This is a genomic window from Achromobacter sp. (assembly GCF_050285585.1).
Lineage (GTDB): Bacteria > Pseudomonadota > Gammaproteobacteria > Burkholderiales > Burkholderiaceae_B > Achromobacter.
In genome coordinates this window covers 14,237-26,761 of the sequence record NZ_JBLZXF010000027.1, presented here as the reverse complement: position 1 = coordinate 26,761, position 12,525 = coordinate 14,237, and the positions used below count along the sequence as shown (strand labels likewise).

10 protein-coding genes are annotated in these 12,525 nt (G+C 67.5%); 9 read left to right on the top strand and 1 reads right to left on the bottom strand.

The features are described 5' to 3' along the window. The first annotated feature begins 14 nt into the window (after positions 1 to 14). The 6 genes from ACN6PJ_RS24730 to ACN6PJ_RS24705 all read left to right on the top strand — a co-directional run bounded on the left by ACN6PJ_RS24730 (position 15) and on the right by ACN6PJ_RS24705 (position 7,009). On the top strand, positions 15 to 788 hold the full coding sequence (locus ACN6PJ_RS24730) for an SDR family NAD(P)-dependent oxidoreductase (protein ID WP_427998436.1): 774 nt from the start codon (positions 15 to 17) through the stop codon (positions 786 to 788). 28 nt (positions 789 to 816) lie between these two features. Then, complete coding sequence (locus ACN6PJ_RS24725) at positions 817 to 3,027, top strand: alpha-ketoacid dehydrogenase subunit alpha/beta (RefSeq protein ID WP_427998435.1); 2,211 nt, start codon at positions 817 to 819, stop codon at positions 3,025 to 3,027. Further along, the gene (locus tag ACN6PJ_RS24720; protein WP_427998434.1) at positions 3,011 to 3,733 is read left to right on the top strand and encodes an SDR family NAD(P)-dependent oxidoreductase; all 723 of its coding nucleotides are present in this window, start codon (positions 3,011 to 3,013) and stop codon (positions 3,731 to 3,733) included. Before ACN6PJ_RS24725 ends, ACN6PJ_RS24720 begins: the two co-directional genes overlap by 17 nt. A 6-nt stretch (positions 3,734 to 3,739) precedes the next feature. Then, the gene (locus ACN6PJ_RS24715; protein ID WP_427998433.1) at positions 3,740 to 4,441 is read left to right on the top strand and encodes a GntR family transcriptional regulator; all 702 of its coding nucleotides are present in this window, start codon (positions 3,740 to 3,742) and stop codon (positions 4,439 to 4,441) included. Positions 4,442 to 4,453: 12 nt separating this feature from the next. Continuing rightward, positions 4,454 to 5,695 carry a dihydrolipoamide acetyltransferase family protein gene (locus ACN6PJ_RS24710; protein WP_427998432.1) on the top strand — a complete coding sequence of 414 codons (1,242 nt, stop codon included), beginning with the start codon at positions 4,454 to 4,456 and terminating at the stop codon, positions 5,693 to 5,695. 117 nt (positions 5,696 to 5,812) lie between these two features. Further along, positions 5,813 to 7,009 carry an ABC transporter substrate-binding protein gene (locus ACN6PJ_RS24705; RefSeq protein ID WP_427998431.1) on the top strand — a complete coding sequence of 399 codons (1,197 nt, stop codon included), beginning with the start codon at positions 5,813 to 5,815 and terminating at the stop codon, positions 7,007 to 7,009. A gap of 26 nt (positions 7,010 to 7,035) precedes the next feature. Here the strand turns inward: ACN6PJ_RS24705 and ACN6PJ_RS24700 are convergent, their stop codons facing one another. Then, positions 7,036 to 7,926, bottom strand: coding sequence for a LysR substrate-binding domain-containing protein (locus ACN6PJ_RS24700; RefSeq protein ID WP_427998430.1), 891 nt, complete (start codon positions 7,924 to 7,926; stop codon positions 7,036 to 7,038). Between the two features lie 190 nt (positions 7,927 to 8,116). Between ACN6PJ_RS24700 and ACN6PJ_RS24695 the strand changes: the two genes are divergently transcribed. The 3 genes from ACN6PJ_RS24695 to ACN6PJ_RS24685 are packed head-to-tail and all read left to right on the top strand — an operon-like array spanning position 8,117 to position 12,485. Beyond that, entirely contained in the window at positions 8,117 to 9,586 is a 1,470-nt protein-coding gene (locus tag ACN6PJ_RS24695) for an NAD-dependent succinate-semialdehyde dehydrogenase (RefSeq protein ID WP_427998429.1), read from the top strand. An 18-nt stretch (positions 9,587 to 9,604) separates the two neighbouring features. Then, a complete protein-coding gene (locus tag ACN6PJ_RS24690) occupies positions 9,605 to 11,239 on the top strand; it encodes a GMC family oxidoreductase (RefSeq protein WP_427998428.1) in 1,635 nt (544 codons plus the stop codon). A 43-nt stretch (positions 11,240 to 11,282) separates the two neighbouring features. Then, positions 11,283 to 12,485 (top strand): ABC transporter substrate-binding protein, encoded by a 1,203-nt coding sequence (locus tag ACN6PJ_RS24685; protein WP_427998427.1) that lies wholly within the window; start codon positions 11,283 to 11,285, stop codon positions 12,483 to 12,485. Positions 12,486 to 12,525 lie beyond the last annotated feature (40 nt).

The following is a 12,525-nucleotide window of genomic DNA, read 5'->3' as shown; positions in this document are numbered from 1 at the left end:
CAAACGGACGCGGTATGGCCCAACAAGAACACTTCGATATCCGAGACAAGGTTGTTTTGATCACCGGTGCGGCAGGCGGCATCGGCGCCGCGCTGAGTCGGGCTTTTGCCCGGGCGGGCGCGACCCTGGTGCTGACCGACCTGGCGGGGGAAAGGCTGGACGCGCTGGCGTCCGAGCTGCGCGGATCCGGCGCGAAGACCGGAAGCTACGCGCTGCAAGTGGAAGACCGCGGCGCCTGCGAGGCGGTGGTGGCGGGGGCGGTGGCCGATTTCGGCGGCATCGACGTGCTGGTGAACTGCGCGGGCGTCAACACCCGCATGCGGCCGGAGCTGTACCCGGAAGACGTCTGGGACCGCATCGTCGATATCAATCTGAAGGGCAGCTTCAACATGTGCCAGGCCGTGCACGCGCCCATGCGGGCGCGCGGCAAGGGCAAGATCATCAATATCGGTTCCATCCTCGCGCTGGCATCCAACGCGGTGACGGCGGCGTATTCGGCCAGCAAGGGCGGGGTCCTGCAGCTGACGCGCTCGCTGGCCTGCGCGTGGGCGGCCGACGGCATCGCGGTCAACGTGATCCAGCCCGGCTGGATCGATACCGCGCTGTCGCGCCAGGCGCGGGTCGACATTCCGGGGCACGCGGAGCGGGTCGTGGCCACCACGCCCATGGGCCGCTGGGGCGAGCCGGAAGACCTGGTGGGCCCGGCCCTGTTCCTGGCGAGCCCCGGCTCCGACTTCGTGACCGGCGCGAGCCTGGTCGTGGACGGCGGCGTGACCGCCCACATCTGACCATCGTCCGGGCCTACAAGGGGACAGTATGCAATTCGAGGAGCTCGAACAGAAGACGCCGGTGCACTCGCTGGCGGTGCAGGAAAGCGATTGGGCGCTGCTGACGCGCGCCGAGGCGCTGCGGCTGACGACGCTGTTCCTGGTCGCGCGCCGCTTCGAGGAGAAGATCCTCCAGCTGGACAAGTTGAATCTGGTGCACGGACCCGCCCATTCCAGCATCGGGCAGGAGGGCGCGGCGGCCGGCTGCATCGCGGCGCTGCCCGTGGACACGCTGATGAACGGCACGCACCGCGCGCATCACCAGTGCATCGCCAAGGCGGTCAACGCCCTGTACGACCAGGACCTGGACCCGTCCGCCGCCGGCCTGACGCTGCGCATGCGGCAGGAGATCCAGGGCCTGATGCACGAGATCCTGGGCCTGAAGGACGGCTGGACCGGAGGACGCGGCGGATCGATGCATTTGCGCCGCGCCGACCTGGGCATCATGGGCACCAACGCCATCGTGGCGGGCGGCATACCGATAGCCTGCGGGCACGCTTTCGCCGAGAAGCAGCGCGGCTCGGGCAAGGCCATGGTCACGTTCTTCGGCGACGGCGCGGTGCACCAGGGCGCCACGCACGAGGCCATGAACCTGGCGGCCCTGTACGGCCTGCCCATGATTTTCTTCCTGGAAAACAACAAGTACGCCGTCTCCATGAGCGTGGAGCAATCCACCTTCGAGACCGAATTGCTGACGCGGCCGCAGGGTCATGGCATCGCCGCGGTCAAGGTGGACGGCATGAACCCGTTCGCGGTCTGGCTGGCCACGCGCTGGGCGCGCGAACACATCGCGCGCGAGGGGCGGCCGGCCTTCATCCTGGCCGAGGTCTACCGTTACTACCACCAGAGCTCGTCGATTCCGGGCAGCGCGTTCGGCTATCGCACGCGCGACGAAGAGAACGAGTGGAAGGCGCGCGATCCCTGGCTGTTCCTGCAGCGCGAACTGCCGGCGCGCGGCATTCTCGATGCCGGCGAACTGGCCGCCATCGATGCCGCCGTGACCGACGCCGTGGAAGCGGCGGCGGCATCCTGTGTGGAAGGCGCCGGCTCTTCGGCCCGCATCCGGGCCGAACTCTGGCCCGACGCCACCACCGTGGACGAGCATCTCGCGAGCGACCTGTCCGAGTTCGACGGGCTGCGCTATGCCGAGGCCGAGGACTACGCAGCCGAGGACATGGAACCCATGTCCTATATCGAGGCGATTGCGCGGGCCATGGGGGCGCGCATGGCCGAGGACGAGGACATCTACGTATTCGGCGAGGACGTCGCCAACATGGGCGGCGGCACGGTCGGGGCCACCCGGGGCCTGACCGAACGGTACGCCGGCCGGCTGGTGAATACGCCCATCACGGAAAACGGCTTCTGCGGCCTGGCCACCGGCGCGGCGCTTTCGGGCCTGAAGCCGGTGGTCGAGCTGATGTACAGCGACTTCTTCCTGGTGGCGGGCGACCAGTTGCTGAACCAGGCGGGTAAGATCCGCCATCTGTTCAACGGAACGGCCAACGTGCCGCTCGTGTTGCGCACGCGCATTCCCGGGCCCGAGGGCTACGGTTCGCAGCATTCGATGGACCCGGCGGGCGTGTTCGCCCTCTTTCCCGGCTGGCGCATCCTGGCGCCGTCCAACGCCTTCGACTACGTGGGCCTCATGAATTCGGCGTTGCGCTGCAAGGACCCGGTGCTGGTCATCGAGCCGCAGCAGTTGCACAAGCGCAAGGTGCCGGTGCCCAGGGACCTGGACTATTACATTCCCATCGGCCGCGCCAAGCGCGTGCGCGAGGGCGATCAGATCACGCTGCTGACGACCCTGACCATGGTGGACGAATGCTGCCGCCTGGTGGACGAGGCGGGCGTGCGCGCCGACGTGATCGACCTGCGCACGCTTTCGCAGCGCGACATCGATTACGACACCATCGGCCGTTCGGTCATGAAGACGGGCCGGGTGGCCATCGTGGAGCAGACCACCCGGGGCGCGAGCCTGGGCGCGCTGATCGCCGACGAGATCCAGCGCCGATACTTCGATTACCTGGATCAGCCGGTCCAGCGGGTTACGGGCCGCTGGGCGCCGCCCGTGGTCTCGCAGGCGCTGGAGCGCGCCGCGCTGGCGGGAGAAGACGACGTCCGTTCGCTGATCCAGGACATGCTGGCCGAAAGCGCGCTGTCGGCCTCGCCCAAGGGGGACGCCCATGCCGCGCGCGCTTGAGGGCAAGACCGTCCTGATCACCGGCGCGGCCGGCGGCATAGGCCGCGCGACCGCGGAGGTCTGCGGCGAGCAGGGCGCCTCCCTGGTGCTGGCGGACCGGCAGGCGCCGCGGGAACTGGCGGAGCAACTGGGCGCGCGCGGCGTGCCGGCCCGCGCCATCGCCTTCGACGTGGCCGACCGGGCCGCGGCCGAAGGCGCGGTGGCAGGCATCGACCGCCTGGACGCGCTGGTGGCCAACGCGGGCTATTGCCCCTGGGACGACTGGAACGAGGCGGGCTGGGACGAAGTCTTCCACCGCGTCATCGACATCAATCTGCTGGGCCTCATGCACCTGACGCGCGCCGCGCTGGCGAAGATGAGCGCGCAGGGCGCGGGCCGCATGGTCCTGGTGTCTTCCGTGGCGGCGCGCATGGGAGGGCTGGCGGCCAGTCCGCATTACGTCGCGGCCAAGGGCGGCACGCACGCATTCGTCAAATGGCTGGCCCGCAGGGCGGCCGATTCGGGCGTCACCGTGAACAGCGTCGCGCCGGGCGCGACCGAAACGGGCATGACGCGGGGCCAGGCTTTCGATGCGAATAGAATTCCGCTGCGGCGCATGGCGCAGCCGCGCGAAATCGCCTTGCCCATCGCCTTTCTCTGTTCCGATGGCGCGAGCTACATCTGCGGCGCCACCCTGGATGTGAACGGTGGCGTCTATATGAATTGAGACGATATGGACAACAGCATCCTGGAAGGCCTGCTCGACAAGCAGGAACGCATTACGGTCGCGGACCAGATCTACCAGAAGACCCGCGAGCTCCTGATGAGCGGCGCGGTGCCCCCTGGGGAAAAAGTGACGCTGCGCGGCCTGGCTGCCGTGCTCAACACCAGCCCGATGCCCGTGCGCGAAGCCGTGAACAAGCTGGTCGCCGAAGGCGCGCTGGAAATGCTGCCCAGCCGGGGACTGCGCGTGCCCAAGCCGGGCCTGACGAAGTTCCGCGAGATCGTGCGCATCCGCTGCTGCATGGAAGGCTTCGCCGCGGCCGAGGCCGCCAAGATCATGACGGACGAGACGGTCGCGCGCATCCGGCACCATGCCGACGAATTCGACCGGCTGGGGCACAAGGCGAAGATCGACACCCTGAAGACCATCGAGGCCAACCGCAACCTGCACTTCACGCTGTACGAAGCGGCGGGCATGCCGTTGCTGGTGGGCATGATCGAGAACATCTGGCTGCAGATCGCGCCCCTGTTCTCGCTCAGCATGGGCAGCAAGGACCGCAAGTCGGAAAGCTGGGAGTCGTTCCGCCACCACGCGGCGCTGCTGGACGCCCTGGAGCGCCGCGACGCCGAGGGCGCGCGCGCGGCGGTCGTGGCGGATATCTCGGATGCCGCCCTGTACATCGAGAAGACAGGCAATTTGGCCAACACATAAAGCGAGTCAGACATGGATATCGAGGTCGTGATGCCCGCCATTGGCGCGGGCACGACGCAAGGCAAGATTCTGCAATGGTTGAAGCAGTCGGGCGACGCGGTCAAGGTCGGCGATATCCTGGCCGAGATCGAGACCGACAAGGCCGTCATTGAACTCGAAGCCCTGGACAACGGCGTTCTCGATCGCATCCATGTGCCGGCCGGAGACACCGAGGTGCCGGTGGGCGACGTCATCGCGACGCTGCTACCCGAGCCAGGCGCCGCCTCGCCGCCCGCCGGCCGGCCGCCCGAGCCGGCGGTTGCTCCTCCAGCCGTCGCGGCCGCGCCGGCCATGCCCGCGGCGGCTCCGGCGGCCGGCGCGCGGCCCCAGGCGGCAGGCGGCCTGGCCTCGCAACGCCTCTTCGCCAGCCCTTCCGCCCGGCGGCTGGCGCGCACGCTGGGGGTGGACCTGCACGCGCTTGCCGGCAGCGGGCCGAATGGCCGTATCGTCAGGGTGGACATCGAAAACGCGGCGGCGTCCCTGCCGGCCCCGGCGCCGGATGCGCCCCTCCCGGCGCCGTCCGGCGCCGCGCTTCAAGCGCACACGCCCATGCGCGCCACGATCGCGCGCCGGCTCGTCCAGTCCAAGCAGCAGGTGCCGCACTTCTACCTGACGGTGGATTGCCGCATGGATGCGATGATGGCCGCCCGCGCCGCGCTGAACGCGCGCGGCGAGTCCGCGCCCGAACCGGTGCGCCATTCGCTGAACGATCTGCTTGCCATGGCGGTGGCGCGCGCGGTCAGGCGCACCCCCGCCATCAATGCGCAATGGACGGACGAGGGCATCGTGCAGCGGGGCCAGGTGGACCTGAGCATCGCGGTGGCGCTGGAGTCCGGCCTGATCACGCCCATCGTGCGCGATGCCGACCGGAAGTCCTTGCGCGAGATCTCCTCGGAGATCGCGCAATTGGCCGATCAGGCCCGCCGCGGGCGGCTGCGGCCCGAACAATACGAAGGCGGAAGCCTGACGCTGTCGAACCTGGGCATGCATGGCGTGCGCGAATTCGCCGCCATCATCAACCCGCCGCAGAGCGCCATCCTGGCCGCGGGCGCGGTGACCCGGCAGCCGGTGGTGGACGGAGACGAAATCCGTATCGGCCACGTCATGAGCCTGACCCTGTCGGCCGACCACCGCGTGGTGGACGGCGCGGTGGGCGCGCAGTTCCTGAAAGCGGTGAAGCAGCTGCTCGAGAATCCGATCGAATTGATTCTCTAGCGTCCTGGGCGGGACCCAGGCAGCGTCCACGGCATCAGGGCAAGGTGGACCGCGAACGGCGCACAGACCGATGGCGGCAAGACGAAGCACCATTACACAAAGTCTGGAGACAAGGAAATGAAAATGCAGAAGCAGCTATCCCGCATCGCCTGCGCGGCCGCGTTCGCGGCCATGGCCCAGGGGGCGTGGGCGCAGGCCGACATCAAGATCGGCTACAACAGCGACATGTCCGCCAGCGGTTCGGCCGACTTCGGCGTATCGGCGCTGTCGGGCGCCAGGCAGGCCGCCGAGGAGATCAACGCGGCCGGCGGCGTTCTGGGGCGCAAGCTGGTCATCGTGCCGCGCGATGACGTGGGCTCGCCGCCCAAGTCCATCCAGAACACCAACGAACTGGTGGACAACGAGAAGGTCGTCGCGATGCTGGGCGGCGTGAACTCCGGCAACATGCTGGCCTGGCTGCACATCGTGCAGCAGAAGAAGGTGCCGACGATCTCGCCGTCCGCCACGGCCACCGAGATCACCAACCGCTACAGCAAGGAGCCGGCGAACTACATCTTCCGCGTGTCCATGCGCGACCTGGACCAGATCACGCTGCTGGCCGCCTACGCGGCCAAGGCGACCAAGAACAAGAAGGTCGCCATCATCGCGGATACCACCGGCTACGGCCAGCAGGGCGCCAAGGACGCCGCGCACGTGCTGGGCCTGTACGGCATCACGCCGGTGGCCAACGAGAAGTTCGGTCCCAAAGACACCGACATGTCGTCGCAGCTGAACAAGATCAAGGCTGCGGGCGCCGACACTGTCATCGTCTATGCGCTGGCGGACGCCAACGGCCACCTGATGCGCAGCCAGGAGAAGATCAATTATTTCCCGGTCACGCTGGGATCCTGGGCCAACCTCAGCCCCCCGTTCCTGCGCATTGCCGGGCCTGAATTGGCGAAGAAGATGATCTTCACCGCGTCGATCACGGAAGACTCCACCCCGCAGTCCCGCGCGCTCTACGACGCGATCATGAAAAAGGAAGGCAAGCTGCCCACCTACGTGTTTGCGGCGCACGCCTATGATTCGGTCAAGATCCTCGCGGCCGCGATGACGCAGGCTCAGTCGACGGATGGCGAAAAGGTGCAACAGGCGCTGGACAAGCTGGGCAAGGTCGACGGCGTGATCAAGTCCTACGCGCCGGCCTTCTCCAAGGAGAACCATGAGGCCTTGTCGTACCGGGACTTCCGCCTGGTGCGCTGGATCGACGGCAAGGTGGTGACGGTCGACGACGAAGTCAGCCGCAGCATCAAGCCGGACGAGCTGAAGCAGTAGGCAGGCGGCCGGCGCCGGCCCTCAGCTCAGGGCCGGCGCTTGCTCAGGTGGTTGACGAACAGCTTGGCCGCCGTGGGCAGGGCGTCGAAGGCGCGCACGCAGATCTGGATCTGGCGCCGGGCCCAAGGTTCCGACAGCGGGATGATGCGGATATCGAACATGACGGAGTAGCGCCGGGCGATATCCAGCGGCAGCACGCCGATGCCCAGGCCGGAATTCACCATGAAGCACAGCGCGTCGAAACCGGTGACCTGTACCTTGAGCTGGATGTTGCGTTTTTCGTCGCTGGCGGCGTTGGACAGGATGCGGTTGATGGCGCTGCCGCGGTGCAGCCCCACGAAATCGTGCTCCAGCGCATCGGCGAAACGGAAGCCCGGCCTGTCCTGCAGCGGATGGTCGGCGGGGACCACGAGCGCCAGCGTGTCCTCGCGGTAGGGGTAGATCTCCACGTCATGGTCGGGAGCGGTGCCCGAGAAAATGCCCACGTCCGCGGCATTCTCCGCCACCGATTTGATGATGGTCGAGGTGATCTTCTCTTCCAGGTCCACCTGGACGTTCGGGTAGTCGTTCAGGAACAGCTTGATGTCCTGGGGCAGGAACTGGGTGATGGCGGAGATGTTGGCGTGCACGCGGATAAAGCCCCGCAGGCCGCGCGAATAATCCCGCATGTGCACCGAGATTTCGTCCAGCTCATGCAGGGCGCGCCGCGCCATGGTGGACAGCGCGATGCCGGCGGGCGTGGGGCGGATGCCCTTGTTGGTGCGGATCAGCAGCCGGATCTTGAGGTTCTCCTCCAGTTCGCTGATGCGCTTGCTGATGGCCGCCGCGGCGATGTGCTCATGCTCGGCCGCCGCGGCGATGGTGCCCTGCTCCACCACGCTGATGAAGAGCTTGAGGGAGGTGGGATCGAGGCGCATGGCGGGACGGACGGAAAAAGCGGACGGGACGGCCCATTGTAGCCAAGCGCGGGTTTGCCATCGCGAACGGCGATGGCGGCATCGCTAATGACTGCTGTTGCGGAGGCCGCCGCCAGGGCTATCCTCCCCCAAAAATTCCGCCCCGCCCAGCGCGGACGGCGCGGAGCACGACGGATGGAGCGCGAGACAAATGAATCTGCAGAATAGCCAGCTGCTGCGGCAGCAGGCATATATTGGCGGCGCCTGGTGCGACGCCGACGACCGGGCCACCATCACGGTGCGCAATCCCTACGACGCGAGCGTGCTGGGCACGGTGCCCAACCTGGGCAGGGCCGAAACGGCGCGTGCCATCGCGGCAGCCGATGGCGCCTTGCCGGCCTGGCGGGCCAAGACGGGCAAGGAGCGCGGCGCCATCCTGCGCAAATGGCATGCCCTGATCGAAGCCCACGCTGACGACCTGGCGTTGCTGCTGACGATGGAGCAGGGCAAGCCGCTCGCGGAAGCGCGCGGCGAACTGAACTATGCCCTGTCGTTCGTGGAGTGGTTCGCGGAAGAGGCCAAGCGCGTCTATGGCGACGTGCTGCCCCATACCCGCGGCGACCAGCGCATGCTTGCCATCCGCCAGCCCGTGGGCGTGTGCGCGGCCATCATTGCCTGGAACTTCCCCTCGGCCCTCGTCACCCGCAAGGTCAGCCCGGCGCTGGCCGCCGGCTGCACGGTGGTGCTGAAGCCGTCCGAGCTGACGCCCTTCACCGCGCTGGCGCTGGCCTGGCTGGGCGAGCAGGCCGGTATTCCGGCCGGCGTGCTCAACGTGGTCATCGGCGACCCTGCGCCCATCGGCACGGAGCTCACCCAGAATCCGACGGTGCGCAAGCTGACCTTCACCGGTTCCACGCAGACGGGTCGCCTGCTGATGGAGCAAAGCGCGTCCAACATCAAGAAGCTGTCGCTGGAACTGGGAGGCAACGCGCCTTTCATCGTGTTCGAGGACGCCGACCTGGACGAAGCCGTGCAGGGGCTGGTGCTGTCCAAGTTCCGCAACGCCGGCCAGACCTGCGTCTGCGCCAACCGCGTCTACGTCCACGCCGGCGTCGCCGACGAGTTCAACGCCAAGCTGCTGGCCGAGATCCGCCGCATGAAGGTGGGCGGCGGCCTGGAAGCGGGCGTCACGCAGGGGCCGCTGATCGACCAGCGCGCCGTGGACAAGGTAACCCGCCTGGTGGCCGACGCCGAGGCGCACGGCGCCAAGCTCCTCGCAGGCGGCAAGCTGCGGGCTCCGGGCACGCTGCTGTACGAGCCGACGCTGCTCACGGGCATCACCGACGCCATGGAGCTGGCGCACGAAGAGATTTTCGGGCCGGTGGTGGGCATCAGCACGTTCGAGTCCGAAGCCGCCGTGCTGGCGCGCGCCAACGACAGCGCCTCGGGCCTGGCCGCCTACTTCTACACCGCCAACCTGGAACGGGTGTGGCGCATGATGGAAGGGCTGGAATACGGCATCGTCGGCGTGAACACCGGCGCGGTATCCAACGAGGTCGGTCCGTTCGGCGGCATCAAGGAGTCGGGCGTGGGCCGCGAAGGATCCAAGTACGGCATCGAAGAATTCCTGGAAATCAAATACGTCTGCCTCGCCGGCAAGTCGTTCAACGCGCTCTCCTGACGCCAAGCGGACCCTGACATGAGCCAAGCCACGCAGCCTTCCGTCCGCGACGCGGATCAGTTCGACTATGTGATCGTGGGTTCCGGCGCCGCCGGTTCCATCCTGGCCAACCGCCTCAGCGCCGACGGTTCGACGGTGTGCGTGCTGGAAGCCGGCCCGCCGGACAACAGTCCCTACCTGCACATCCCGGCCGGTTTCATCAAGGCGGTGTTCAACAAGAAGTACGCCTGGCAGTTCTCCAGCGAGGGCACCGCGCAGACCAACGGCCGGCGCGTCCCCATCCCGCAGGGCCGCACGCTGGGGGGCTCCACCTCCATCAATGGCCTGGTCTACAACCGCGGCCAGGCGGCCGATTTCGACCACTGGGCGGCGCTGGGCAATACGGGCTGGTCCTATGACGAGGTGCTGCCGTACTTCAAGTCCATGGAGCGCCGCGCGGGCGGCGACGACCGCTACCGCGGCCGCAAGGGCGAACTGCCCGTCACGGACATCGACTGGATCCATCCGTTGTGCGAGGCGTTCATCGCCGGCGCGGTGGAGCAGGGCATTCCGCGCAATCCCGACTACAACGGCGCCGAGCAGGCGGGCGTGGGCTACTTCCAGCGCACCATCGACCGCGGCTGGCGCATGAGCACGGCCAAGTGCTTCCTGAAGCCGGCCATGGCCCGCAAGAACCTGGAAGTGCGCACCTATGCCCAGGCCACGCGCATCCTGTTCGAGGGCAGCAAGGCGGTGGGCGTGGCGTACCGCCATCCCGCGCATCCCTCGCAGGTCCGCGCCGTGCGCGCGCGCCGCGAGGTCATTGTGTCCTGCGGCGCCATCAACACGCCCAAGCTGCTGCAGCTGTCGGGCCTGGGGCCGGCCGACCTGCTGCGCCAGCACGGCATCGAGGTCGTGCGCGACCTCGCGGGCGTGGGCGAGAACCTCAGCGACCACTATTCCGTGCGCGTCGTGGCCAGGGTCAAGAACAGCCAGACCATGAACCAGCTGGTCAAGGGGCTGAGCCTGGTCGGCCAGATCAGCCGCTGGCTGATGAAGCGCCCCAGCATCATGGCGCTGAGCCCGTCGCTCTTGCACTACTTCTGGAAGTCCACGCCCGAACTGGCGGCGCCCGATCTGCAAGGCGTGTTCACGCCCGCCAGCTACAAGGAAGGCTACGTGGGCATGCTGGACGACTTTCCCGGCATGACGGCCGGCGTCTGGCAGCATCGCCCGGAAAGCCGCGGCCAGGTGTGCATCCGCTCGGCGGATCCGTCGCAGGACCCCGTCATCCTGGCGAACTACCTGGAGCACGAGGGCGACCAGCTGACCCTGGTGCGCGGTATCCGCCTGGCGCGCCGGCTGCTGCGCTCGCAGGCCCTGTCGCAGTACTTCGACAGCGAAGTCCTGCCGGGCCCGATGTGCGAATCCGATTCCGAGCTGCTGGACTTCGCGCGCCGCTATGGCGTGTCGTCCTATCACGTCAACGGCACGGCCCGCATGGGGCAGGCTGGCGACAAGTATGCCGTGGTCGATCCGCAACTGCGCGTGCACGGCGTCCAGAACCTGCGCGTCATCGATTCGTCGGTGATGCCGGCCATGCCCTCGGCCAACATCTGCGCGGCCACCATGATGATCGGCAACAAGGCCGCCGACCTGATCAAGCAATCCTGAAAAACCAGTCAGCGATCACCACAGTGATCCAGAAGGAGACAACGTGAGCATCAAATACTTTCCCAAGACGATGAAGGCCCTGCTGCTGGCGGCGGCGCTGGCGGGCGCCAGCGGCGCCGCGCTGGCCGACGACATCAAGATCGGCTTCAACAGCGACATGTCGGCCACCGGTTCGGCGGACTTCGGCATTTCGGCGCTGGCCGGCGCGCGCCAGGCGGCCGACGAGCTGAACGCGGCGGGTGGCGTGCTGGGCAAGAAGGTCGTCATCGTCGAGCGCGACGACGTGGGCGCGCCGCCCAAGGCCATCCAGAACACCAATGAACTGGTGGACAACGTCAAGGTCAACGCCATGCTGGGCGGCGTGAACTCCGGCAATATGCTGGCCTGGCTGCACATCGTGCAGCAGAAGAAGATCCCGACGATCTCGCCCGTGGCCACCGCCACCGACATCACCGGCCGCTACGCCAAGTCGCCGGCGAACTACGTGTTCCGCGTTTCCATGCGCGACCGCGACCAGATCGCGCTGCTCGCCGCCTACGCCGCCCGCGCCAGCAAGACCGGCAAGATCGCCATCATCGCCGACACCACCGGCTACGGACAGCAGGGCGCGAAGGACGCGGTCGAGATCCTGGGCCTGCACAAGATCACGCCCGTGGCCAACGAGAAGTTCGGTCCCAAGGACACGGACATGTCGTCGCAGCTGAACAAGATCAAGAGCTCGGGCGCCGACACGCTGATCGTCTATGCGCTGGCGGACTCCAATGCGCACGTCATGCGCAGCCTGGAAAAGATCAACTACTTCCCGACCACGCTGGCCTCCTGGGCCAACCTGAGCTCGCCGTTCCTGCGCATCGCGGGGCCGGAACTCGCCAAGAAGATGATCTTCACGGCGTCCATCACGGAAGACTCGTCGCCGGAGTCCAAGGCGCTGTACGACACCTTGATGAAGCGCGACGGCCGCCTGCCGACCTACGTGATGGCCGCCCAGGCCTATGACTCGGTCAAGCTGATCGCCGCCGCCATGGAACAGGCCAAGTCGACCGACGGCGAGGCGGTGCAGGGCGCGCTGCAGAACCTGGCGCAGGCCAAGGGCGTGATCAAGACCTACGAGAAGCCGTTCACGGCGGGCAACCACGAAGCGCTGTCCGTGAAGGACTTCCGCCTGGTGCGCTGGATCGACGGCAAGGTGGTGTCGGTCGACGACGAATACACGCGCGCCATCACGCCGGACGACCTGAAGCTGTAAGCCGGCCGGCAGGCGCCAAGCATTGATTAGGGTCTCTCCC